This is a genomic window from Streptomyces sp. NPDC041108 (genome assembly GCF_055592645.1).
Map to the genome: position 1 here is coordinate 547,023 of NZ_JBVIYK010000004.1, position 24,611 is coordinate 571,633.

Here is a 24,611-nt window from a genome sequence, read left to right on the forward strand (position 1 = left end):
GCTTCCCCGCTGTCTAGCCTTTCAATGCATCAATCTTTCGCGGATGCACTACGGATTTCGCAGGTGTTAGCGTCCTGTTCCGGCTCGGTCTCCTGGGTTTCGGGCTCCTGGGCCCCCTCGTCGAGGAGCCGCTCGGCGGCCGCCCGGTGGAGCCGGGCCGCCGCCGGGTCGCCGAGCCGCTCCAGGGTGTCCGCGGTCCGCAGCTGGATCGCGGCCTGCAGCCGGGTGTCGTCGGCGCGCCGCGCCCACTGAGCCGCCTCCTCGCAGGTGCGCAGCGCCTCCTCGGGCCGCCCCGCGTACTCCTGGACGCGCGCCATCTCGCTCAACGCCCGTGCCTGGCCGCCCACATCGCCGAGCCTGCGGTGGCCGGTGAGAGCCGAGCTCCAGTTGCGCAGCGCCTCGCCGTAGCGGCCCGCGTAGGTGTGCGCGGTGGCGATCCGGCCGTACAGCCGGGCGGCGTCCTCGCGCTCGTCCCGGGCGAGCCGCTGGGCGAGCGCGCGGCCGTACCAGTCGGCGGCCCGGTCGTAGTCCTCCAGCTCCTGGTGCGCGCCGCCTACGGATTCCATCGCGCGGCCGGTCGCGTACGGGTCGTTCGCCCGCCGTCCGGCGTCGAGCGCGGCCCGGTAGCGGGCCAGCGCCGCCTTCGTACGACCGGTGCGGGCGTCCAGGTCACCGAGGTTCAGCAGGGCCGCCGCCTGCTCGCGGGGCAGGTCGCGGCGCTCGGCGACATCGAGGACGAGCCCGTGGACGCCGTACAGGTCGGGGGCCGCGGCCTGGGTGCCGAAGTGCGCGACCATGGCCCGCACCAGCTGGGACATCAGCCGCCGGGCGAGGGTGTCCAGCTCCCCGTCGGCGACCGCGAGCCGGGCCGCGGCCAGCAGCGCGGGCCTGCGGGCGCGCAGCCACTCCTCGGCGGCCCGGGGGGTGGGGAACCGCAGCGCCTTGGGCATGGCGAGGAGCCTCTCGCGGGCCTGAGGGCTGTCGGTCTCGGTGACCGCCCGGCAGGACTGCAGCAGCCGTACCGTCCGCTCCAGCATCCGCGCGCGGGCGAGCCGCAGCTCACCGGGCCGCTCCTGGCTCTCGGCGAGGGACCACAGCAGCGGCTGGAGGCAGCCGGGGACCTCGTACTGCGGGAGCGCCGCGTCGGCCTGGTGCAGGAAGCCGAGGGCGACGAAGTCGTCCAGCGTGGTGCGGGCCGCGCCGACCGAGCAGCCGGCGAGCCCGGAGGCGATGTGCGGGTCGACCAGGCCCGCCGGGGCAAGGGCGAGCAGGCGCAGTATCCGGGCGGCGGCGGTCGGCAGCGAGGCGTACGCCAGCCTGAGCATCCTGGCGAGGGGCGGGCTGTCGTCCTCCTCGGCGCGCAGCTGTTTGGCCAGGTCGGCGACGGCCACGGTGGGCCGGGCGGCCAGCCAGCCGCCGGCGAGCCGCAGCGCGGCGGGCTGGGCCCCGCACACCTCGGCGAGCCCCTCGGCCGAGCGCGGGTCCACGGTGATGCGCACGGAGCCGCTGAAGCGTTCCAGCAGCTCCACGGCGGACTTGGTGTCCAGTCCGCCCAGGGTGCACGGGCGGACGTCGGAGATGCCCGTCAGCGGGCCCCCGGAGACCGCCACGACCAGGGAGTCGGGGGTGTCCGGCAGCAGCGCGTCGACCTGCTCGGCGTCCGCCGCGTCGTCCAGCAGCAGCACCACCCGGCGGTCGGTCAGCGCCACCCGCAGGGCCTCGCTGAGGTCGTCCTCGTCGGCACCGGCCGGCGCCGGCAGCCCCAGTTCCCCGAGCAGTTCCCGCGCCGCGCGTTCGACGGGCACCCGGGTGCCGTCGGGCTCGGTGAGCCGGGTCCGCAGCACCCCGTCGGGGTAACCATCGGTAACCTGCCGGACGAGTTCCTCGGCGAGCGCGGTGCGGCCGAAGCCGGGCCGGCCGGCGATGAGCAGCACACGCGCGTGGGGTGCCTTGCGGCCCGCGAGGGTGTTGAGCCCCGCCCGGCCGATGTCGGCCCGCAGTTCCTTCAACTCGCGTGTCCTGCCGAGGAACTGACTGTCCGTGGGGGCGGCCTCGACAGCCGGGGGCCGCCCTGTTCCGGACACCCGGGCACCCCCGAGGTCCACCGCCTGATCCGCCACGGGCCACTCTCCCGTCCCACCGCACGAGCAAGCCCGCCGGGACTCCGGTGCGGGCGATTCCCGAGCCTAGTTCACGCTCTGCGACGATCCGGGCGGAGCCGGGCGGTGAGGTCGCTCGATCGGATCAAACGATCGTAGGACTGGCAAAGTGAGCTGAGCATCAGCGGCCCTTCAGGGGCGCGGGGAACCACGCGACCAGCCACGCACGGGCCGGCGGCTCACGACGATGCGGACCGCCCCCAAGGACACTAGATCTCGAACGGCCGCGCAGGCCACGGCGCCTCAGCCGCACGCAGCGACTCCATCCCGCCCCCGCTCCGCGCCGCCACCAGCGAAAGCACGCCCACCACCAGGCAGTTGTTGTGCAACTCCCCCGCGAGCACCCCCCGCACCAGCTCGTCCAGCGGCACCCGGGCCAGCTCCATGTCGGCCTCCTCGTCCTCCACCTCGAACTTCCGGCCCTCGGCCTCGGAGAGGTCCCGGGCCAGGAAGATCCGCACGGCCTCGTCGCAGCCGCCGGGCGTGGTGTAGACGTCGGTGAGCACCCGCCACTCCTCCGCCTTGACGTGCGCCTCCTCGTACAGCTCGCGCTGGGCGGCGTGCAGCGGGTTCTCCCCCGGCACGTCGAGCAGCCCCGCCGGGATCTCCCACAGCTTCTCGCGGACGGGGTGGCGGTACTGGCGGATGACCAGCACCCGGTCCTGGTCGTCGACGGCGAGGACCGCCACGGATCCGGGGTGCACCTGGTAGTCGCGGCGCACGACCGATCCGTCCGGCATGACCACGTCGTCGGTGCGGACGGAGGTCTTCTTGCCGACGAACGGCGTCTGGCTCGCCCGGACCTCCCACTGCTCGGCGGTGTCCTTGATCGTCATGTCGCGTCGTCCTCCCACACGTGCAAAAAGAAACCGGGGCACACGTCCCGAAAGACGCGCACCCCGGTCACCGTACAGCTCAGGCGCCACTCGGCTTTCTACTTGGCGGTCTTGCGCTCCACGGCCGCCTTCACCAGCCCCGCGAACAGCGGGTGCGGGCGGGTGGGGCGGGAGCGCAGCTCGGGGTGCGCCTGGGTCGCGACCAGGTACGGGTGGACCTCGCGCGGGTACTCGACGTACTCGACGAGCTTGCCGTCGGGCGAGGTTCCGGTGAACTGCAGACCGGCCTTCTTCTCCAGTTCCCCGCGGTAGGCGTTGTTCACCTCGTAGCGGTGGCGGTGGCGCTCCTCGACGTACTCCTTGCCGTCGTACACCTCGCGCACGATCGAGCCCTCGGCGAGCTTGGCCGGGTACATGCCGAGCCGCATGGTGCCGCCCATGTCGCCCTCACCGGCGACGATGTCGAGCTGCTCGGCCATGGTGGAGATGACCGGGTGGGCGGTCGCGGAGTCGAACTCGGTGGAGTTGGCGTCCGGGATGTCGGCCAGGTTGCGCGCGGCCTCGATCACGATGCACTGCAGGCCGAGGCAGAGCCCGAGCAGCGGGATCCTGTTCTCGCGGGCGTACCGGATGGCACCGACCTTGCCGGACACGCCCCGGTCGCCGAAGCCGCCGGGAATGCAGATGGCGTCGACGTCGGCGAGCTGGGCCGCGGCCCCGGCCGGGGTCCGGCAGTCGTCCGAGGTGACCCACTTGATCTTCACACGGGCCTTGTTGGCGAAGCCGCCCGCCCGCAGGGCCTCGGTGACCGAGAGGTAGGCGTCGGGCAGGTCGATGTACTTCCCGACCAGCGCCAGGTTGATCTCGTGGAGCGGGTTGTGGACGCGGTCGAGCAGGTCGTCCCAGGTCGTCCAGTCCACGTCACGGAACGGCAGGTCCAGCTTGCGGACGACGTAGGCGTCCAGGCCCTCGCGGTGCACGGTCTTCGGGATGTCGTAGATCGAGCGGGCGTCGGGGCATGCGACCACGGCGTCCTCGTCGACGTCGCACATCAGGGAGATCTTGCGCTTGATCGCGGCGGGCACCTCACGGTCGCAGCGCAGCACGATCGCGTCCGGCTGGATACCGATGTTGCGCAACGCCGCAACCGAGTGCTGGGTCGGCTTCGTCTTCAGCTCTCCCGACGGCCCGATGTACGGCAGGAGCGAGATGTGGACGACGAAGACGTTGTCCCGGCCGACCTCGTGCCGGACCTGCCGGACGGTCTCCAGGAACGGCAGCGACTCGATGTCGCCGACCGTGCCGCCGACCTCGGTGATGACGACGTCGACCTCGTCGGAGGCCATGCGCCGGATGCGGTGCTTGATCTCGTTGGTGATGTGCGGGATGACCTGGACGGTGTCGCCGAGGTACTCGCCGCGCCGCTCCTTGGCGATGACCGTGTTGTAGACCTGGCCGGTGGTGACGTTGGCCGAGCCGTCCAGGTCGCGGTCGAGGAAGCGCTCATAGTGGCCGATGTCCAGGTCGGTCTCGGCGCCGTCGTTGGTGACGAACACCTCACCGTGCTGGAACGGGTTCATCGTGCCCGGGTCGACGTTCAGGTAGGGGTCGAGCTTCTGCATGACGACGCGCAGACCGCGGGCCTTGAGCAGCATGCCGAGGCTGGAGGCGGTCAGACCCTTGCCCAGCGAGGAGGCGACACCCCCGGTGACGAAGATGTGCTTGGTCGTCGTGTTTCGAAAAGCAGCGGGCGGCATGGCCAAGAGGGGGCTCCCGTGGTCGCGGTTCGGTGTGCGGGTCGGCCGCCGCCCGAACTCATCCGTCGGGGGTGCCTTCGCTGCGGTTCGGGGGTCCCTCGTGCGAAATCTTCGGCGTGGGGCGCCCACCGGTCCACGGGCTACCAGGGTATCAGCGACAGAACACGATCGCTTCCGGCCACGCTCCGCGCACGGCCCGACACGCTCGTCGTACGGCCGTCGGCGGATCCGGGACGGCCTTCACCCCTTGCTCACCCGTTCGGCCCACTCGCGTTGCCCGGAGCGGGACGCGGAGCCCTCCGCTGCGTCGTATCCTCTTCGGACACTCGCTGCCGAGCGCGGCCGGCGCGACGGCACCACCCCCGCCCGTCTCCGGCAATCACGAGAGCTCGTCAGTCCGTTGAGCAACGACCGCCTCATTTGCGTTGAGGATCGTTGAGCGACATCGCATGACACCGTCCCTTGGATCACTCTGGAAACATGGTTCCCTTGCCGATCCCATGGGTCCCTTGACCGCACACCGCACAGCGACCGCCCCTCGGGGGGCGACGACGTGGCCGTTCGACTGGAGTTGCACGTGGCCGGGCGCATCGAAGACTACGCACTCATCGGAGACATGCAGACAGCGGCGCTGGTCTGCCGGGACGGCACGGTCGACTGGCTGTGCCTGCCCCGCTTCGACTCCCACGCCGTCTTCGCGGGACTGCTCGGCACCGAGGAACACGGATTCTGGAGACTGGGACCCGCGCACGCCGCGGACGCCGAGCCGCCGACGGCCTCCCGCCGCCGGTACCGCGGCGACTCGCTGATCCTGGAATCCGAGTGGGACACCCCGCGCGGCACGGTCCGTGTGACGGACTTCATGCCGCCGCGCGACGGCGCCCCGCAGCTGATCCGGATCGTGGAGGGCGTAAGCGGCCGGGTGCCGATGCGCTCGGCCCTGCGGATGCGTTTCTCGTACGGCCGGGTGGTGCCCTGGGTGCACAAGCACGAGGGGCGCACAGTGGCCGTGGCCGGTCCGGACTCGGTGTGGTTCGACACCGAGTGCGAGACGTACGGCAAGGCGCTGACCACCTACGCCGACTTCACCGTGACGCCGGGCGACCGGATCGCCTTCACGGTCTCCTGGGAGCCCTCGCACAAGCAGCCCCCGCCCCTGCCGGAGCCCGAGCCCTCGCTGCGGGCGACCGAGGAGTTCTGGCGCGACTGGGTGGACCAGTGCACGTACCACGGCCCCTACCGGGAGGCGGTGGTCCGCTCCCTGATCACGCTGAAGGCCCTGACGTACGCGCCCACCGGCGGCATCGTCGCCGCGCCGACCACCTCGCTCCCGGAGCACATCGGCGGCGTCCGCAACTGGGACTACCGCTACACCTGGCTGCGGGACGCGGCCATCACCCTCTCCTCGCTGCTGCGCACCGGCTACCGCGACGAGGCGCGCGCCTGGCGCGAGTGGCTGCTGCGGGCCGTCGCCGGCGACCCGGAGAACCTGCAGATCATGTACGGCATCGCCGGTGAGCGGGAGTTGGGCGAGGCCGAGCTGGAGTGGCTGCCCGGCTACGAGAACTCGGGCCCGGTCCGGGTCGGCAACGGCGCCGCGCACCAGCTGCAGCTCGATGTGTACGGCGAGGTCACCGAGGCCCTGCACCTGGCCCACATGACGGGCCTGGCCCGCAACGACTACGCCTCCCTCCTCCAGCTGAAGCTGATCCGCTACCTGGAGGACCACTGGGACGAGCCGGACGAGGGCATCTGGGAGGTGCGCGGTCCGCGCCGCCACTTCGTGCACTCCAAGGTCATGGCCTGGGTCGCCGTGGACCGCACGATCAAGCTCATCGAGTCCGGTGACGCGGACGGCCCGCTGGAGAAGTGGCGCGAGCTGCGCGACGACATCCACCGGGACGTGTGCGAGAAGGGGTACGACAAGGAGCGCAACACCTTCACCCAGTCCTACGGCTCCAAGGAACTGGACGCCTCGCTGCTCCTCATCCCGCAGATGGGGTTCCTGCCGCCGGACGACAAGCGGGTCATCGGCACCATCGAGGCGATCCAGCGCGAGCTGTCGACCCCGGACGGCTTCATCCTGCGCTACCCGACCTCCGGCGAGGAGGAGGGCGTGGACGGACTGCCGGGCGACGAGGGAGCGTTCCTCGCCTGCTCGTTCTGGATGGCCGACGACCTGGCGATGATCGGCCGCGTGGACGAGGCCCGCAAGCTCTTCGAGAAGCTGCTCTCCCTCCGCAACGACCTGGGGCTCCTCGCCGAGGAGTGGGACCCGGTCCTCAAGCGCCAGGTCGGCAACTTCCCGCAGGCGTTCAGCCACGTCCCCCTCATCGACACGGCCCTGCGGCTGACCGCTTCGGGGGCGTACGGCGGCTGAGCGCGCCCTCCGGTCCGGCGCGCACGGCGGCGGACCGGGGCGGGTGGCGGCGGCCCCGTGCGCGGGCAGGCGCGTGCGGCAACCGCTTGCGCCCGCCGGTACGGGTCGCTCGCGCCTCGGGCCCGTCCCCCCGAACAGGCCCGATGCGGCGCCCCCGCCTAGCCTGGAAGGAGCCCTGTCCCCCGACCGAAAGGGGGCGGCTCGCCATGGCTCCCCTCTCGAAGGCGCGCGCGGCTCTCACCGCGCTGCGCGAGGATCTGACCGGCGACGTGTTCGCGCCGGAGGACCCGGGGTACGACGAGGCCCGTACGGTCTTCAACGCCATGATCGACCGGCGTCCGGCCGTGATCGCGCAGTGCGCGGACGACAGCGACGTCATCCGTTCCGTGCGCTTCGCCCGTGACCTGGACCTGCCGATCGCGGTGCGCGGCGGCGGTCACAGCGTGGCCGGCATGGCCCTCAACGACAACGGGCTCGTCATCGACCTGCGGCGGATGCACGCCGTCACGGTCGATCCCGGCTCCATGAGCGCACGGGTCGAGGGCGGCGCCACCATGAGCCATCTCGACCGCGCCACCGAGCCCCATCACCTGGCGACCACGGGCGGGCGGGCGTCGACCACGGGTGTCGGCGGTTTCGTCCTCGGCGGCGGCAGTGGCTGGCTGGACCGCACCTTCGGGCTGGCCGTCGACAACCTGCTCGGCGTCGACCTGGTGACCGCCGACGGTCAGGCGGTCCACGCGAGCGCCGAGGAGAACCCGGACCTGTTCTGGGCGCTGCACGGCGGCGGCGGGAACTTCGGTGTGGCCACCGCGCTCACCCTCCGGCTGCACGAACTGCCCGCGTTCGCCATTGCCCTCCTCCTCTACCGCCCGGAACACGGCCCCGAGGTGATCCGCATGTACCGCGAGGTCATCGAGACGGGACCGCGGGAGGCGAGCGGCGGCGTCCTGTACTTCACCGGCCCGCCGGAGGAGTTCGTGCCCGGGCACCTGGTGGGCGAGCTGGTCTGCGGTGTCCTGCTGACGTACGCGGGCACCGAGGACGACATGCGCAAGACCGCTCAGCCGCTGCTGGCGATGGCGCACGAGGCCGAGATCGTCGGCGCGATGCCGTACGCGGACGTGCAGTGCATGATCGACGATCCGCCGGGCATGCGGAACTACTGGTCGGCGGAGCATCTGACCGGTCTGCCGGACCCGTTGGTGGACGTCTTCGCCACCCGCGCCTGGACGATGCCCGTGCCCACCGGCACCCAGCACGTGCTCTTCCCGCTGGGCGGCGCGATCGCCGACGGCCCCGCGCAGTACCCCGTGCCGTACCGGAACGCCCCCTGGGTCGTGCATCCCTTCGGCGTCTGGGCGGACCCGGCGGACGACGAGCGGTGCGTGCGGTGGGTGCGGGACGTCCGCGCCGACGTACGGCCGTGGAGCACCGGCGCGGTCTACCTCAACTTCGTCGGCGACGAGGGCGCCGACCGAGTGGTGGCCGGTGTCGGCGTGGACAACCACCGGCGGCTGACGGCGGTGAAGGCCCGGTTCGACCCCGACAACGTCTTCCGCTTCAACCACAACATCCCGCCGGCCTGAGGACCGGGTACCGTCCGCTCCATGGACACCCGTGACAGTCGCGCACCAGGTGACGGCCGCGAGGCGCAGGGCGGTATCACCGTACGGCGGGCCCTGGAGCTGCCCGGCCTGCGCGGCGGGCTGCCGGAGGTCCTGGCCGGCGCCGACCGGCTGCACCGGACCGTGCGCTGGGTGCACGCGGGCGAGGTCCCGAACATCGCCTCGCTCCTCAAGGGCGGCGAGCTGCTGCTGACCACCGGGTACGGTCTCGGCACCCGCCCCGCCGACCAGCGCGCGTTCGTGCGGACCCTCGCCGAGCGCGGCATCTCGGCGCTGGTCGTCGAACTGGGCCCGCGCTTCGCCCGGCTCCCGGCCGCCCTCGTCGAGACGGCGCGCTCGGCCGGTCTCCCCCTCGTCCAGCTGCACCGCGAGGTGGCGTTCGTGACGGTCACCGAGGAGATCCACACCGAGATCGTCAACGGCCACTACGCGCTCCTGCAGCAGGCCGAGGAGGTGCACCGCCGCTGCACCGAGGCCCTGCTCGGCGGGGGCGGGATCCCCCAGGTCCTCGACATCCTGGCCGATTTCAGCGGCAATCCGGTGTTCCTGGAGACCGCCGACGGACAGCTCCTGTACGCCGCGGGGGCGGGCCCGGCGGACACCGATCCGCTCCAGGTGTGGGAGGGGGTGCGCGACCGGCACCAGGACGCGCCCCCGGCCGGGACGACCCTCGTCGACGTCCCGGGCGGCGGTCCGGGCACCGGATCGGTACGGGCCCGCCTGGTCCTCCTGCCCGTCGTCGGCCCCCTGGCCCCCGTGCACCGGATGGCCGCCGAGCGCGCGGCCGGGGTCCTCGCCGTCGTCCTGATGCAGGCCCGGCAGGAGGAGGAGCTGGCGGCGCGCGGACGCGGCGACTTCCTCACCGACCTCGCCGAGGGCCGCGTCCGGGCCGAGGACGCGCCCGCGCAGGCCCGCGTCCTCGGCTTCCGGCCGGGTGCCGGCCCGCTGCTCCCCGTCGTCATGAAGCTCGCCGACGGTCTGGCCCCCGACGGGGGCGGCTGGGCCGTCCTCGCCCGCGCGGTGGCCGAGGAGCTGGCCTCTGTGGGTGCGCCCGTCCTGCTCGGCGTACGCCCGGTGGAGGGCCGCGTCCCGCTGCTACTGGGCCTGCGCGCGGAGTCGGAGCGCCCGGCGGTCGCCGACCGGGCCGCGGCGGCGCTGCGGGCCGGGGCGGAGCGGGCCGGGATGCGGCGGCCGGGCGGGCGGCCGCCCGTGGTGGTCGTGGGCGTGCCCGGCGGCTGGGCGGCCGCCTCGGCGGGGCTGCGGCACGCGGCGGAGACGGCGACGGCCGCGCAGGGCCTGGCCGACCGCCCCTGGTACGACGCCCGGCGCCTCGACATCGACCTGCTGCTGTGGCGGCTGCGCGACCATCCCGACCTGGCCTCCTTCGTGGACCGCGCGATCGGCCCCCTCCGCGACCACGACGACCGTGCCAGGCCCCCGCTGCTGCCGACCCTGGAGACCTATCTGGCGCACGCCGGCCGGAAGGCGGAGACGGCCCGGGAACTGCACCTCAACCGCCAGACCCTCTACAACCGCCTCGCCCGCATCGGCGAACTGCTCGGCACCGACCTGGACGACCCCCAGGCCGTCCTGGCCCTGAGCCTGGCCCTGCGGGCCCGCCGACACGTCTCCTGAGGCGGTGCCGGGCGGGTGGGGGGTCAGCCCAGGGGCCGCGGCTGGGTCAGCTCGTCGTAGACGCTGAGCACCTGGGCCACCGTCTCGTCCTCGGTCGGCCAGGTGGCGGCCTGCCGTGTGCCCCGCTCCCGCAGCCGCGCACGGCGGGCCGGGTCGTCGAGAAGACGTACGACGGCCCGGGCGAGCGCCCCGGCATCGCCGTGGGGGACGAGTTCGGCGCCGTCGCCGACCAGGTCGGTCACCGCTGCGCCGGCGGCCGCCACGAGCGGCACGCGCGCGTGGAGCGCCTCCTGGGCGAGGACGGGACGGGCCTCGGGGCCGCCGGGCAGCAGGGCGAGGTCGGCGGCCGCGATCAGCTCGGAGACGTCGTCGCGCCGCCCGGCCAGCCGTACGGGCAGCTCCTCCTCCGCGATCCGGCGCTGCAGCACGCTCCGCAGCGGCCCCTCGCCCACGACGACGAGCAGCGGCGCCGGGTCGAGGCCGCGCCAGTCGCGGGCGGCGTCGAGCAGGGTCTCGTATCCCCGGTGGCGGTCGAGCGCGCCGACGGCGATGAGCAACGGTCGTGCCGTGGCACCCAGTTCGGCCCGGACCTTGCAGGCGGGCCGGTCCTGGTCGTCGACGGCGCCGGCGCGGCGCGGCGCGGGCAGGGCGACCGCGGCGAGCCGGGCGTCGCGCGCGCCCCGGCTGCGGGCCCGGTCGACCAGGTCGGAGGAGGTCCCGAGGACCACGGCGGCGGCCTTGGCGACCCGGCGCTCCAGCAGCCGCAGCAGATGCGCCCGCGCCCCCTCGGCATGCGAACGCGTGTGCCAGGTGACGACGAGCGGGGTGGTGCGCCGGCCGAGCGCGAGGGTGGCGCGGAAACCGGCGTGCAGGCCGTGCGCGTGCACCAGGTCGGCGTCCGCGCAGGCGTTGCGCAGACTGGCGACCGAGGCGGGGTCGCTGCTGCGGGGCACGTGGACGTGGTGGGCGCCGACGCCGGTGAAGTCGTACAGGCCGTCGGCGTCACTGGGGGCGCACACGGTGACCCGCACGCCCCGGGCGACCAGCCCCGAGGCCAGCGACCGCACATGCGCACTGCTCATCGCGCTGCCACCGCCGAGCACTTGTACGGTTCGCAGCGGCGACTGGCCGTGCGGTGAGTGGCTGCTCACGTGGCTCACGTGGCCGGGGCTCCTGGCTCGGGGTCGGACGGTCACGAAGAGACGTACGGGGGGATGCACCGATGGGGGTGAACCGTTCGAGGCCCTTCCGTACGGTCCACGCGGCACGTCCCGCTACGTCGCTCCTGTCCAAGGATGCCAGGCCGCAAGGGTGTTCCGGCACATCGGGACGCAGCGGGAAGCCGGAGCGCCGGGCAACCCCGGACCCAGGGTCACCCACACGGGTGAACTCCCGTACGAGGTTGCCCCTCCGCACGACTCCCGCACCGCTCCTGCCCGCGGTCTCCACCGCCCTGTTCGCCCAGGGCCGACGAAGCGGCGGCCGGCTGCCCGGCCCCTACGCGTCCGCGCGGGCCGCCGCCAGCAGCTCCTCCGCGTGCGCCCGTGCCGTCTGGGAGTCCTCCAGGCCGGCGAGCATGCGCGACAGCTCCCGCACCCGCTCCTCGCCCTCCAGGACCTTCACCCCGGACCGGGTCACGGACCCGTCGTTCGTCTTCTCCACCAGCAACTGCCGGTCGGCGAAGGCGGCCACCTGCGGCAGATGGGTGACGACCACGACCTGCGCCGATCGGGCGAGCCGGGCCAGACGCCGGCCGATCTCGACGGCGGCCTTGCCGCCGACACCGGCGTCGACCTCGTCGAAGAGGTACGTCGGCACGGGGTCGGTGCCCGCGAAGACGACCTCGACGGCCAGCATCACCCGCGACAGCTCACCGCCGGACGCGCCCTTGGCGATGGGCCGGGGCGGCGCCCCCGGATGCGGGGCGAGCAGCAGTTCGACCTCGTCGACCCCGGACGGCCCGTACGCGACCGTACGCCCGTCCACCTCGACTCCCTCGGGATCGTCGCTCTGCCGGATCTCGAACGACACGCGCGCGTGCGGCATGGCGAGCGAGGCCAGCTCCGCCGTCACGGCGGCGGCGAACCGCTCGGCGGCCTCCGTCCGCGCGTCGGTCAGGGCCTGCGCGAGTCCGCCCAGTTCCGCCCGCAGCGCGTCCCGTTCGGCGGTCAGCTCCTCGATCCGCTCGTCGTCGCCGTCGAGTTCGGTGAGCCGGCGGGCGCCCTCCGCGGCCCACGCCAGCACGGAGGTGATGTCCTGCCCGTACTTCCGCGTCAGCCCGGTGAGCGCGGCCCGCCGCTCCTCCACGGCCGCCAGCCGCAGCGGGTCGGCGTCCAGGTCGTCGGCGTACCCCGCCAGCTCCCCCGCCACATCGCCCAGGAGGATCCCGATCTCCCCGATGCGTTCGGCGAGCGCCGCGAGCGCCGGGTCGTGCGACCGCACGGCTTCCAGCGCCCGGTGCGCGCCCGCGACGAGCGTGGCGGCCTCCACGCCCTCCGGGTCCTCGGGGTTGCCCGCGAGCGCGGCGTGCGCGGCCGTGGCGGCGGACGCCAGTGCCTCCGCGTGCCCGAGCCGCTCGGCCTCCTCGGCCAGCTCCACGTCCTCACCGGCCCGCGGCTCGACCCCCGCGATCTCGTCGAGGCCGTACCGCAGCATGTCGGCCTCCTGGGCCCGCTCGCGCGCCCGGGTGACGATCTCGTCGAGTTCGCCGACCACGGCCCGCAGCCGCCGGTACGCCTCGCCGTACTTGGTCAGCGGCACGGCCACCGCGTCCCCCGCGTACCGGTCGAGCGCCGCCCGCTGCCGGGACAGCTTCAGCAGCCCCTGCTGGTCGGTCTGCCCGTGCACGGCGACCAGCTCGTCGGCCAGCTCCGCGAGCACACCCACCGGCACCGAACGCCCGCCCAGGTGGGCCCGCGACCGTCCCTCGGCGGAGACGGTACGGCTGATCAACAGCGCCCCGTCGTCGAGTTCGGCCCCGGCCTCCTCGGCCCGGACGACCGCCGCCGCGCCCTCCGGCACGGTGATCCGGCCCTCCACGACGGCGTTCTTCGCACCGATCCGCACGAGCGCCGGGTCCGCCCGCCCGCCGAGCAGCAGGCCGAGGCTCGTGACCACCATGGTCTTGCCCGCGCCCGTCTCACCCGTCACGGCGGTGAAGCCGGGCGACAACTCGACGACAGCGTCGTCGATGACTCCGAGCGACCGTATCCGCATCTCCTCCAACACGGACACGACCATACGAGGTCCGGAGAGGGAAGTGCGACGCCCCCCGTCCCCAATGTCACCCCGGAGAGCTACAGCGCGCCCTTTCAGGGACGCGGGGCCGTGCCGATGTGCGGCCCCGCCGAGCTAGTGCCGAGCCCCCCGCCACCCGGAGACGGGCAGAGCGAACTTGGCCACCAACCGGTCCGTGAACGACGCGTGGTGCAGCCGCGCCAGCCGCACCGGCACCGCCCCCCGCCGCACCTCGACCCGCGCCCCCGGCGGCAGTTCGACGGTCCGCCGCCCGTCGCACCACAGCACTCCCGGCGGAATGTGCGGCAGGACCTCCACCGCCAGCACCGAGTTCGGCGAGGTCACCAACGGCTTGGCGAACAGCGCGTGCGCGGAGATCGGCACCATCAGCAGCGCCTCGACCTCGGGCCACACCACGGGCCCGCCCGCCGAGAACGCGTACGCCGTGGACCCGGTCGGCGTCGACAGGACGATCCCGTCACACCCGAAGCCGGTCACCGGCCGGCCGTCGATCTCCAGGACGACTTCCAGCAGCTTCTCGGCGCCGGCCTTCTGCACGGCCGCCTCGTTGAGCGCCCAGTCCGTGTGGACGATGTCCCCGTTCTGGTGAACGACGACATCGACGGTCATACGCTCCTCGACCTCGTACGCCCTGGTCACCACCCGGTCGACGACCTTGTCCAGGTCGTCCCGCTCGGCCTCCGCGAGGAAGCCGACACTGCCGAGGTTGACCCCGAGCATCGGCACCCCGGACGCGCGGGCGAACTCGGCGCCGCGCAGCAGCGTGCCGTCACCGCCGAGGACGATCAGCAGCTCGCACCCGTCGAGGCACTGCGGGGTGGCCTCCTTGACGAGCTCCACCTCCTCCGGCACGGGGATGTCCTCGGCCTCGTGCTCCAGGACCCGCACCGTGATGCCGTGGTGCAGCAGCCCCTTGACGACGAGTTCGGCACTGCGGATCGCCGCCGGCCGCCCGGTGTGGGTCAGCAGGAAAACGGTTCGCGATCGGTCCTGAGTCAACGCGGCCCCTCCGCCACTGCTCGGTCGACATCGGCCGGGTCCAGCGCGGGAGCCCCGGCACGCAGCCACAGAAAGTACTCGACATTGCCCGACGGTCCGGGCAGCGGACTGGCCGTCACACCCTTCACCCCGAGCCCCAACTCCCCCGCCCGGCGGGCCACTCCGCGCACCGCCTCGGCGCGCAGCTCCGGACTCCGTACGACTCCCCCACTGCCCAGCCGCTCCTTACCCACCTCGAACTGCGGCTTGACCATCATCACCAGATCGGCGTCCGGCTTCACGCACCGCGCCAGCGCGGGCAGTACCAGGCCGAGCGGGATGAAGGACAGATCCCCCACGACTAGATCCACAGGCTCCCCATCGATCGCTTCGAGCGTCAACTCGCGTACGTTCGTACGGTCCTTGACGGTGACGCGTTCATCGCTGCGCAGAGTCCAGGCGAGTTGTCCGTATCCGACGTCCACGGCGACGACGTGCGCGGCTCCGGCGCGCAGCAGTACGTCGGTGAAGCCCCCGGTGGAGGCACCGGCGTCCAGCGCCCGCCGCCCCTCGACGGCGAGCCCCTGCGGGACGAAGACCTCCAGGGCGCCCGCGAGCTTGTGCCCGCCCCGGGACACGTACTCCGGGTCGCCGTCGTCGGCCACGACCACGATCGCGGCGGCGGTCTCCACCTGGGTGGCGGACTTGGTCGCGACGGTCCTGCCGACGGTGACCCGCCCGGCGGCGATCAGCTGGCTCGCGTGCTCACGCGACCGCGCGAGCTTCCGCCGGACCAGTTCGGCGTCCAGACGGCGGCGTGCGACTCCTGCCACGGTGGGTTCAGCTCCTGCTCTCGTATGTCCGTGGGGGCACCGGAGGTCCCGGGCGGGCGTCGAGCGCGGTGAGCGCGTCGCGCAGCCCCCGGTGTACATCCTCGTACACCTCCCCATGGCCGTCGGTCGCGAGGTGGTCGGCGTCGGCCAGCCGCTCCAGGGCGGCGTCGACCTCGGGGTGGCCGGTGGCGGTGCGGGGCACGTTCAGCGGGGCCGGGCCGGCGGGGTCGTCCCCGGGTTCGGCGACCCGGGGCTCCGGCTGGGGGACGGACTCGCCCGCCGCCGGAACCGCTGCTTCCGACCCGGCCTCGACCTCGGGCAAAGAGTCGCTCATGCCCAGACGCTACCGCGAAGCTCTGGGGTACCGTCGACCGCGATGGCAACGATTGAGGAGTGCCGCGCCGCACTCGAAAAGCTTTCGGACAACATGGCAGGCGCCCAGGGACACGTGGGCGAGGCGACGGCCCTCGACCGCTCGGTGAGCTGCCACGTCAAGGATCTCGACGTCACCTTCGTGGGCCGGATGCGTGACGGACGCATCGAGGTGCACGACACCCTTCAGGGCCCGCCGGCCGAGAAGGCCCAGATCCGGCTCGCCATGACGGGCGACGACCTGGTGGCCCTCGTCGCCGGCGAGCTGAACTTCGCCAAGGCCTGGGGTGCGGGACGGGTGAAGCTGGAGGCGGGCTTCCGGGACCTGCTCCAGCTCAGGAAGCTGCTGTAGCGGTCGCCCGTACGATCCGCCCGGCGCCGGCCCGTGCCCCGCGTGCCGCGGGCACCACCAGCGGTGTCCCCGTCTCCGGGTCGTCGATGACCTGACAGCGCAGCCCGAACACCTCCTCGACCAGCTCGGCCGTGACGATCTCGGAGGGTGCGCCCTCGGCGATCACCGAGCCGTCGCGCAGGGCGATGAGGTGGGTGGCGTAGCGGGCGGCGTGGTTGAGGTCGTGGAGCACCGCGACCAGGGTGCGGCCCTGTTCCTCGTGGAGTTCGGCGCACAGGTCGAGCACGTCGATCTGGTGCTGGATGTCCAGGAAGGTCGTCGGTTCGTCGAGCAGCAGCAGCGGGGTCTGCTGGGCCAGCGCCATGGCGATCCAGACCCGCTGGCGCTGACCGCCGGACAGCTCGTCGACGTACCTGTCGGCCAGTTCGGCGACCCCGGTCGACTCCATCGACTCGCGCACGATCCGCTCGTCCTCGGCGGACCACTGCCGCAGCAGCCCCTGGTGCGGGTACCGGCCCCGGCCCACCAGGTCGCCGACGGTGATGCCGTCGGGCGCGATCGACGACTGCGGGAGCAGGCCGAGCGTCCGGGCCACCTTCTTGGCGGGCATCGACTGGATGACCTGCCCGTCCAGCAGCACCCGCCCCTGGGACGGCTTCAGCATCCGGGACAGGGCCCGCAGCAGCGTGGACTTGCCGCAGGCGTTGGGACCGACGATCACGGTGAACGAGTGGTCGGGTATCTCCACCGACAGCTGCTCGGCGATGACCCGCTGGTCGTAGGCGAGGGTGACGTTCTCGGCGGACAGGCGGTTCACGGTGCTCCTCTTGTCGTTCGCGTGCGCCGACGCGCGGTCGTTCTCGTTCATGTGCGCCCGGCGTTCATGTGCGCCCGGCCTCATACGCGTCTGGCCTCATACGCGCCCGGCCTCATACGCGTCCGGCCTCATATGCGTCCGGCCTTGCGCTCGGTGACCAGCAGCCACAGCAGATAGACACCGCCGAGCACGCCGGTGACGACGCCGACGGGCAGCTGGTCGGCGCCGAAGGCCCGCTGCGAGGCCAGGTCGGCGACGATCAGCAGGGTCGCGCCCATGCACATCGCGGCCACCAGGTTCGGGCCGGGCGAGCGGGTGAGCCGCTTGGCGAGCTGGGGCGCGGTGAGGGCGACGAAGCTCACCGGTCCGGCGGCCGCGGTGGCCCCGGCGGTGAGCAGCACGGCCGACACCATCAGCAGCAGCCGTACGCGCTCGACGCTCACCCCGAGCGCGTACGACACGTCGTCGCCCATCTCCGTCATCCGCAGCCCCCGCGCGTTGCCGAGCACCAGCGGCACGAGGAGGGCGCACATGATCAGCAGCGGCCAGACCTGGGCCCAGTCACGGCCGTTGAGGGAGCCGGTCATCCACACGACCGCACGGGCCGCGTCGACGAGGTCTGCCTTGGTGATCAGATAGCCGTTGACCGCCGTGACGATCGCGGAGACACCGATGCCGACCAGCACGAGGCGGTAGCCGTGCACGCCCCGCTTCCACGCCAGGACGTAGATCGCGAGGCCGGTGACCAGTCCGCCGGCGAGCGCGCCGAGGGCGACCTGGTTCGCGCTGCCGGAGAACAGCACGATGACGACCAGCGCGCCGGCGGTGGCGCCCTGCGAGAGGCCGAGCACGTCCGGGCTGCCGAGCGGATTGCGGGAGACGGACTGGAACAGCGCCCCGCCGAGCCCGAGCGAGGCCCCCACGAGGAGCCCCACCAGGACCCTCGGCAGCCGCAGTTCCTGGACGATGAACTCCTGGCCGGGGTCGCCGTTGCCGAGGAGCGTCCTCAGGACGTCGCCGGCCGGGATGGGAAAGTCTCCGGTCCCGATCAGGACGACGCTCGCGGTGAGCGCCGCCAACAGCAGCAGCGCGACGACCGCGCACGCCCGCGCGTCCAGCCGGAGCGACAGCCCACCGGGGGTGCGGACCACGCGGTCGCGCCCGGCGGGCCTGCCGCCCCCTGTCTCCCTCGCGCCCTGCGTGTTCCTCTCGCCCTGCGGGTTCTTCGTGCCCTGCGGCTTCCTCTTGGTCTGCGTCTTCACAGCTGCGCCGTCCTCCGCCGTCGTACGAGAAAGATGAAGACCGGCCCGCCGAGGATCGCGGTGACGATGCCGACCTGCAGCTCCGCGGGCCGTACCACCATGCGGCCGACGACATCGGCGCCGAGGAGCAGCACGGGCGACAGGACGGTCGCGTACGGCAGGATCCAGCGCAGGTCGGGCCCGGTGAAGGAGCGCACGGCGTGCGGGACCATCAGCCCGACGAACACGATCGGCCCGCAGGCGGCGGTCGCGGCGCCGCACAGCATGGTGGCGGCGGCCATGGAGAGCACCCGGGTGCGGTTGAGGTCGGCGCCGAGCGCGCGAGCGGTGTCGTCGCCCATGGCCACCGCGTTCAGCGGCCGGGCGAGCAGCAGGGCGACGACCGTGCCGACGGCCAGGAACGGCAGCACCTGCGTGATCGTCTCGTCGGTCGCCGACGCGAGCGAACCGACCGTCCAGAACCGCATCTTGGAGAGCGCCGCACCGTCCATGATCATCACGGCCTGCAGATAACCGTAGAGGGCGGCGCTGACGGCCGTGCCCGCGAGCGCGAGCCGTACGGGTGTCGCGCCGCGGCTGCCGCCGAGGAACCAGACCAGCGCCCCGACGGCGGCGGCGCCGACGAACGCGAACCACACGTACCCGCTCAGCGACGTGACGCCGAAGTAGGTGATGGCGGTGACGACAGCGGCGGACGCGCCCGCGTTGATGCCGAGCAGTCCCGGGTCGGCCAGCGGGTTGCGGGTGAGCGCCTGCAGGACGGCCCCCGCGAGCCCCAGCGCGGCGCCCGCGAGGAGTCCGAGCAGGGTGCGCGAGATCCGTTCCCCGACGACGGCGTCCCCGTACGTCCCCGTGTCCTCGAACAACCCGTGCCAGACCTGCCCGAAGGACAGCTCCTTCGCACCGATCGCGATACTCGCCAGGGCGACAACGACGAGGATCAGGAGGGACACGAGGAGCCCGACGGCTCGTACCGCCCGGCGGTTCGATGGCGCGGGGGCGGTCTCCGCGCTCGGTTCAGGAGGACTGTCGACCAACACCCGGTTAGGTTAGCCTATCCTCCCTTTCCGCCTCGGTCGCGTCCGCGGACGCGACCGGGCGCGAGGGCCGTCCCAGAGGATGCCCCTCCGGTCGTACGGAGGAGGCTTCCCTCAGGTCATAGGGAAGATGCCCCTCAGGTCGTACGGAGGGTGCCCCGCACCAGACGGGCGAATCCTCGTGACCGCCGAGTACCGGGGCACCGGGCACTCACAGCCCCAGCCGGGCCAGCGCCTTCCCCCCGTCCAGCTCGCACGAGCCCTCTCCGGCAGCCGTCCAGGCCGCCGCGCACAGCGCTCGCAGCCCGTCCAGGGCCTCGCCCTCACCGTCCAGTTCCAGCCGCTCCGCACCGGCCGTCGCCGTCCACCCACCACAGCGGAAGCCCGCGCCCGCCTCGACGACCTCCGGCTGCCCGGTGAGCATGCCCCGCAGATCGGCGTCGACATAGGTGGGCCGGTGCTGCGGGGGCGCGGCCAGCAGCTGTGCGCCGTCGGTCACGCCGGTTAGCACGAGAAGCGAGTCGACCTCGCCGTTGAACGCGCCCTCGATGTCGGTGTCCAGCCGGTCCCCGACCACCAACGGCCGCTCCGCACCGGTCCGCAGGATCGTCTCCCGGTGCATCGGGGGCAACGGCTTGCCCGCCACCTGCGGCTCGGCCCCGGTCGCGATCCGCACGACCTGCACGGCCGCCCCGTTGCCCGGCGCGATGCCCCGCGCACTCGGGATCGTCAGATCGGTGTTGGACGCGAACCACGGCACCCCGCGCGCGATGGCGTAGCTGGCCTCCGCGAACCGCCCCCAGGGCAGATCGGGCCCGCCGAACCCCTGTACCACGGCCGCCGGATCGTCGTCCGCCGACTCGACCGGCTCCAGACCTCGCTCACGCAGGGCCACCCTCAGCCCCTCGCCGCCGATGACCAGCACCCGCGCACCCGCGGGCAGCTGCTCGCTGATCAGCCGGGCGACCGCCTGCGCCGAGGTGATGACATCACCCGCCACGGTCGGTATGCCGAGCGCGGTGAGGTGCGCGGCCACGGTGTCGGGCGTCCGCAGCGCGTTGTTGGTGACGTACGCCAGATGCATCCCGCCCGCGCGCGCCGTCCCCAGGGACTCCACGGCGTACGCGATCGCACTGCCGCCCGCGTACACCACCCCGTCGAGATCGAGCAGCGCCGTGTCGTACGCCTCGCTCAGGGCCCGCCCACTGCCGTCGGGCCGCGTCCTGACTGTCCGGCTCATCGCACTCCGCTCCTCGCTCGGTCCACCGGCCGGCCGGTCACCCGTGGGTGGCGGGCCGATCGTCCCGCGGCCTCCCGGGAATCTCCCGGTGCTGCCCGGGCGATCCCCCGGTGGGTCAACAATTCGGTCAGGTCACTTTCCCCGATCATCCCTCACCGCACCGACACCCATACGATGCATCAATGAACTACGCAGGTCCCGCGGAGGAGACCCCGGCGCGCAGCGGCCTCGAACTGACCCCGTTCCGGGGGCTTCGCTACGACCCCGACCGGGTCGGCAGCCTGGCCGCCGTGACATCACCGCCGTACGACGTCGTCGTACGGCCGGACGGTCTGCTCCATCTCGAATCCGCCGATCCGTACAACATCGTCCGCCTGATACTCCCCCAGGCCAGAACACCCGCCGCCCGCGACGAACAGGCGGCGGACACCCTGCGCCGCTGGCTCGCCGACGGCGTCCTCGCCCCCGACAGCGAGCCCGGCCTCTATGTCTACGAGCAGGCGGACGGCAGCATCCTCCAGCGCGGCCTCATAGGCGCCCTGCGCCTGTCGGAGGCGGACGCCGGAGTGGTCCTCCCGCACGAGGACGTCATCCCCCACGTGATCGCGGACCGCGCGGCCCTGATGCGCGCCACCTCCACCAACATGGAGCCCCTGCTGCTCACCTACCGGGGCGACGGTGCCGCGGGCGGGGCGACGGCCGTGGTCGAGCGGACGGCGGAACGGGCCCCGCTCCTCGCCACGACCACGGAGGACGGCTTCAGCCACCGTCTGTGGGCGGTCACCGACCCCGCCGACCTCGCGGAGATCCAGTCGGACCTCGCCCACCATCAGGCCCTGATAGCCGACGGCCACCACCGCTGGGCGACCTACCTGCGGCTCCGCGCGGAGCACCCGTCCCCCAGCCCCTGGGACTACGGCCTGGTCCTCCTCGTGGACACCGCCCGCTACCCGCTCCGCGTCCGCGCGATCCACCGCCTCCTGCACCGGCTCCCGCTCTCCGACGCGCTCGCCGCCCTGGACGGCCGGTTCCGCGTACGCCGACTGGACGCCCCGCTCCCCGAGGCACTGGAAGCCCTGGCGGAAGCGGCCGCCGCCGGCAACGCCTTCCTCCTCGCGGGCGACGGCTCGTTCCACCTCGCCGACCGCCCGGACCCGGACCTGCTCGCCCGTACGATCCCCGCCGACCGCCCGGCCGCCTGGCGCACCCTCGACGCGACGGTCCTGCACGCGACCCTCCTCGACCACGTCTGGCGTATCCCCGAGGACTCACCGGCCCACGTCGCCTACATCCACGACACCGCCGCGACCGTCGAGAAGGCCGAACGCGACGGCGGTACGGCCGTCCTGATGCACCCGGTCCGCGAGGAGGTCGTACGCGACCTCGCCCGCCAGGGCGTCACCATGCCCCGCAAGTCCACGTCGTTCGGCCCGAAACCGGCGTCGGGGCTGGTACTGCGCGCGCTGGACCTCTGAGGGCCCCGGGACAACGGCATACGAAAGGGCGGGACCCCGTCAGTACGGGGTCCCGCCCTTTCACAGTCACCGCCGGACGTCAGTCCTTGTCATGCTGGTCGTGCTGGTCGTTCTCGTCGTTCTCGTCGTCCTGGACAGTGATGACGTCGCCGGACACGTCGTCCTTCAGGTCCTCGTCGGTGACATCGTCCTCGTCGCCGCCGCTGTCCAGGCTGTCGTCCTGGCGGGCATCGACGGCCTCGTCGGCCTCGTCGTCCAGGGCGGAGACGCTCTGTGACGCCTCGTCGCCCTCGGACCCGTTCCCGCCCTCTTCGTCACCGAGGGCGTCGACGAACTCGACACCGTCCATCTCGGCGAGCCGGTCCGACGCGTCCGTGCTGCCGTCCTTGTCGGCCTCGACGGCCTTCGCGAACCACTCCCGCGCCTCGCCCTCACGTCCGGCCGCGAGCAGCGCGTCGGCGTACGCGTACCGCAGACGCGCGGTCCACGGCTGGATGGAGCTGGAGGCCAGCTCCGGGCTCTGCAGGGTCACGATGGCCGCGTCGAGCTGCTCCATGTCGCGCCGCGCACCGGCCGCCACGAGCCGCATCTCGACCTGACCGGCCTTGTCCAGCTTGTGAACCTCGGGGGCCCCGGCCATGTCCAGCGCCTTCTCGGGCCGCCCGAGACCACGCTCGCAGTCGGCCATGACGGGCCACAGGTCGACGTTGCCGGTCATGCGCCGGGCCGCCCGGAACTCGGCGAGCGCCTCGCTGTACTTCTGGGTGGCGTACGCGGCGAAGCCGGCCGCCTCGCGCACGGCGGCGACACGCGACGCCAGCCGCAGAGCCACCCGGGAGTAGCCGTACGCGCCCTCCGGGTCCTCGTCGATGAGCCTCGCGACCATCACGAGGTTCTTGGCGACATCGTCGGCGAGCGTCTTGGGCAGGCTCTGCAGCTCCTGCCGTACGTCCTTGTCGATCTCCTCGCCGGTGACGTCCTCCGGGATCGGCAGCCGTTTGATCGGCTCCCGGTCCCGGTCCCGCTCGTCACGGAACCGGCCGCCACCGCGTCGGTCGTCGCCGCCCCGTCGGTCGTCCCGGTCACGGAACCCGCCGGGGCGGCCTCCACGATCGTCCCGACGAGGACCGCCGCGCCGGTCGTCGCGGCCTCGGTCGTCGCGTCCGCGGAAGCCGCCGGTGCGGTCGCCACCGCGGCTGTCGCCACCACGGTTGTCGTCTCGGCGGAAGCCACCGCCGCGCTCCCCGCCACGGCTGTCGTCACGACGGAACCCACCACGGTCGTCGTCACGACGGTAGGAGGGACGGTCGTCGTCACGACGGTAGGAGGGACGGTCACCCTCACGACGCTCGGGACGCGCGGGACGGTCGTCCCGACGGTCGTCGCGACGGAAGGCCGGCCGGTCACTGCCCCCGCGGTCGTCCCGCCGGAAGTCGTCACGCCGGTCATCCCGCCGGAACGGCGGACGGCCACCCCGGTCGTCGCCGCGCCGGTCGTCGCGGCCTCGGTCGTCGCGTCCGCGGAAGCCGCCGGTGCGGTCGCCACCGCGACTGTCGCCACCACGGTTGTCGTCTCGGCGGAAGCCACCGCCGCGCTCCCCGCCACGGCTGTCGTCACGACGGAACCCACCACGGTCGTCGTCACGACGGTACGAAGGACGGTCACCCTCACGACGCTCGGGACGCGCGGGACGGTCGTCCCGACGGAAGGCCGGCCGGTCACTGCCCCCGCGGTCGTCCCGACGGTCGTCGCGACGGAAGGCCGGCCGGTCACTGCCCCCGCGGTCATCCCGCCGGAAGCCCCCACGGTCCCCGCTGTCCCGCCGGTCGTCACGACGGTCGTCACGGCGGAACGCGGGACGATCGTCGCGACGCGCGAACCCGCCACGGTCATCACCACGACGCTCGTCACGCCGGTCGTCCCGGCGGTCGTCCCGGCGGTCGTCGCGACGGAAGGCCGGCCGGTCACCGTCGCGGCGGAAGCCACGGTCGCGATCGCGGTCGTCACGACGCGGACCCGCACCCGCAGGGCGGTCGTCGCGCCGGAACGCGGGGCGAGGCCCACGGTCGTCCCGTCCCCGGAAGCCACCGCCGCTGCCGCGCTGCTCACCGCGGTTGTCGTCTCGACGGAAGCCACCACGGTCGTCCCGGCGGTCATCGCGCCGGAAACCGCCACGGTCACCGCGATCGTCACTGCGACGGTCGTCACCACGTCGGTCGTCGGGACGACGGTCGTCCCGACGACCGTAGCCGCCACGGTCGTTGTCCCGCCGGTCGTTGGTCGGACGCGCCCCACCGCGATAGCCACCACGATCACCACTGTCCCGTCGCTGCTGGTCGCGCTCCGGTCGATCGTCGGGAGAGTTGGTGGACATGGTGACTCCTGTCTTCGGTACCGCAAGTCATTCTCGCGCAGCCGAATACTCGGCGCGCTCCGGAAAAACAAAAAAGGACCCCTGGTCCCAGCTGTACGCTGGTGACCAGGGGTCCTTCAAAGATTGTTCGGCGGCGTCCTACTCTCCCACAGGGTCCCCCCTGCAGTACCATCGGCGCTGTAAGGCTTAGCTTCCGGGTTCGGAATGTAACCGGGCGT

The 24,611-nt window shown here is 73.0% G+C and carries 18 protein-coding genes, 1 rRNA gene and 1 pseudogene; 5 read left to right on the top strand and 15 right to left on the bottom strand.

Annotated features, from left to right (window positions below; all coding sequences use genetic code 11):
• Nucleotides 1-29: 29 nt before the first annotated feature.
• From ACZ6BB_RS15635 to ACZ6BB_RS15645, 3 genes are all read right to left on the bottom strand, one after another.
• Complete coding sequence (locus tag ACZ6BB_RS15635) at nt 30-2,120, bottom strand: tetratricopeptide repeat protein (RefSeq protein ID WP_471615714.1); 2,091 nt, start codon at nt 2,118-2,120, stop codon at nt 30-32.
• Between the two features lie 248 nt (nt 2,121-2,368).
• Nucleotides 2,369-2,995 (bottom strand): NUDIX domain-containing protein, encoded by a 627-nt coding sequence (locus tag ACZ6BB_RS15640; protein ID WP_471615715.1) that lies wholly within the window; start codon nt 2,993-2,995, stop codon nt 2,369-2,371.
• Between the two features lie 98 nt (nt 2,996-3,093).
• Nucleotides 3,094-4,752 (bottom strand): CTP synthase, encoded by a 1,659-nt coding sequence (locus ACZ6BB_RS15645; RefSeq protein WP_319368677.1) that lies wholly within the window; start codon nt 4,750-4,752, stop codon nt 3,094-3,096.
• A gap of 577 nt (nt 4,753-5,329) precedes the next feature.
• Here ACZ6BB_RS15645 and ACZ6BB_RS15650 point away from each other — a divergent pair.
• The 3 genes from ACZ6BB_RS15650 (at nt 5,330) to ACZ6BB_RS15660 (ending at nt 10,395) form a co-directional block, all read left to right on the top strand.
• On the top strand, nt 5,330-7,132 hold the full coding sequence (locus tag ACZ6BB_RS15650) for a glycoside hydrolase family 15 protein (RefSeq protein WP_471615747.1): 1,803 nt from the start codon (nt 5,330-5,332) through the stop codon (nt 7,130-7,132).
• Nucleotides 7,133-7,338: 206 nt separating this feature from the next.
• On the top strand, nt 7,339-8,721 hold the full coding sequence (locus ACZ6BB_RS15655; protein WP_471615716.1) for an FAD-binding oxidoreductase: 1,383 nt from the start codon (nt 7,339-7,341) through the stop codon (nt 8,719-8,721).
• Nucleotides 8,722-8,742: 21 nt separating this feature from the next.
• Complete coding sequence (locus ACZ6BB_RS15660; protein WP_471615717.1) at nt 8,743-10,395, top strand: PucR family transcriptional regulator; 1,653 nt, start codon at nt 8,743-8,745, stop codon at nt 10,393-10,395.
• A gap of 23 nt (nt 10,396-10,418) precedes the next feature.
• Here the strand turns inward: ACZ6BB_RS15660 and ACZ6BB_RS15665 are convergent, their stop codons facing one another.
• The 5 genes from ACZ6BB_RS15665 to ACZ6BB_RS15685 form a co-directional block, all read right to left on the bottom strand.
• Complete coding sequence (locus ACZ6BB_RS15665) at nt 10,419-11,555, bottom strand: glycosyltransferase family 4 protein (RefSeq protein ID WP_471615718.1); 1,137 nt, start codon at nt 11,553-11,555, stop codon at nt 10,419-10,421.
• A gap of 337 nt (nt 11,556-11,892) precedes the next feature.
• The gene (gene recN, locus ACZ6BB_RS15670; protein WP_471615719.1) at nt 11,893-13,635 is read right to left on the bottom strand and encodes a DNA repair protein RecN; all 1,743 of its coding nucleotides are present in this window, start codon (nt 13,633-13,635) and stop codon (nt 11,893-11,895) included.
• A 111-nt stretch (nt 13,636-13,746) separates the two neighbouring features.
• Nucleotides 13,747-14,652, bottom strand: a complete 906-nt coding sequence (locus ACZ6BB_RS15675) for an NAD kinase (protein ID WP_319369527.1) — start codon at nt 14,650-14,652, stop codon at nt 13,747-13,749.
• Nucleotides 14,649-15,464: a TlyA family RNA methyltransferase gene (locus ACZ6BB_RS15680; RefSeq protein ID WP_471615720.1), complete on the bottom strand. Its 816-nt coding sequence runs from the start codon at nt 15,462-15,464 to the stop codon at nt 14,649-14,651. Before ACZ6BB_RS15680 ends, ACZ6BB_RS15675 begins: the two co-directional genes overlap by 4 nt.
• Nucleotides 15,465-15,471: 7 nt before the next feature.
• Nucleotides 15,472-15,798 (bottom strand): hypothetical protein, encoded by a 327-nt coding sequence (locus tag ACZ6BB_RS15685; protein ID WP_471615721.1) that lies wholly within the window; start codon nt 15,796-15,798, stop codon nt 15,472-15,474.
• A 42-nt stretch (nt 15,799-15,840) separates the two neighbouring features.
• Between ACZ6BB_RS15685 and ACZ6BB_RS15690 the strand changes: the two genes are divergently transcribed.
• On the top strand, nt 15,841-16,188 hold the full coding sequence (locus tag ACZ6BB_RS15690; protein WP_471615722.1) for an SCP2 sterol-binding domain-containing protein: 348 nt from the start codon (nt 15,841-15,843) through the stop codon (nt 16,186-16,188).
• Here the strand turns inward: ACZ6BB_RS15690 and ACZ6BB_RS15695 are convergent.
• The 4 genes from ACZ6BB_RS15695 to ACZ6BB_RS15710 all read right to left on the bottom strand — a co-directional run bounded on the left by ACZ6BB_RS15695 (nt 16,172) and on the right by ACZ6BB_RS15710 (nt 20,544).
• On the bottom strand, nt 16,172-17,056 hold the full coding sequence (locus ACZ6BB_RS15695) for an ABC transporter ATP-binding protein (RefSeq protein WP_471615723.1): 885 nt from the start codon (nt 17,054-17,056) through the stop codon (nt 16,172-16,174). The genes ACZ6BB_RS15690 and ACZ6BB_RS15695 overlap by 17 nt on opposite strands.
• A 77-nt stretch (nt 17,057-17,133) precedes the next feature.
• Complete coding sequence (locus tag ACZ6BB_RS15700) at nt 17,134-18,156, bottom strand: FecCD family ABC transporter permease (protein ID WP_471615748.1); 1,023 nt, start codon at nt 18,154-18,156, stop codon at nt 17,134-17,136.
• A gap of 107 nt (nt 18,157-18,263) precedes the next feature.
• Entirely contained in the window at nt 18,264-19,307 is a 1,044-nt protein-coding gene (locus ACZ6BB_RS15705; protein WP_471615724.1) for a FecCD family ABC transporter permease, read from the bottom strand.
• 208 nt (nt 19,308-19,515) lie between these two features.
• The gene (locus ACZ6BB_RS15710) at nt 19,516-20,544 is read right to left on the bottom strand and encodes an HAD hydrolase-like protein (RefSeq protein ID WP_471615725.1); all 1,029 of its coding nucleotides are present in this window, start codon (nt 20,542-20,544) and stop codon (nt 19,516-19,518) included.
• A gap of 182 nt (nt 20,545-20,726) precedes the next feature.
• On the opposite strand from ACZ6BB_RS15710, the gene ACZ6BB_RS15715 reads away from it, so the two are divergent.
• Nucleotides 20,727-22,019, top strand: coding sequence for a DUF1015 family protein (locus tag ACZ6BB_RS15715; RefSeq protein ID WP_471615726.1), 1,293 nt, complete (start codon nt 20,727-20,729; stop codon nt 22,017-22,019).
• A 79-nt stretch (nt 22,020-22,098) separates the two neighbouring features.
• On the opposite strand, the gene ACZ6BB_RS15720 is transcribed toward ACZ6BB_RS15715, so the two are convergent.
• The 3 genes and pseudogenes from ACZ6BB_RS15720 to rrf all read right to left on the bottom strand — a co-directional run.
• On the bottom strand, nt 22,099-23,013 hold the full coding sequence (locus ACZ6BB_RS15720) for a tetratricopeptide repeat protein (RefSeq protein WP_471615749.1): 915 nt from the start codon (nt 23,011-23,013) through the stop codon (nt 22,099-22,101).
• 609 nt (nt 23,014-23,622) lie between these two features.
• Nucleotides 23,623-24,258: pseudogene (locus tag ACZ6BB_RS15725) on the bottom strand (tetratricopeptide repeat protein); the annotation flags it as partial.
• A gap of 260 nt (nt 24,259-24,518) precedes the next feature.
• Nucleotides 24,519-24,611, bottom strand: a 5S ribosomal RNA gene (gene rrf, locus ACZ6BB_RS15730); the annotation flags it as partial.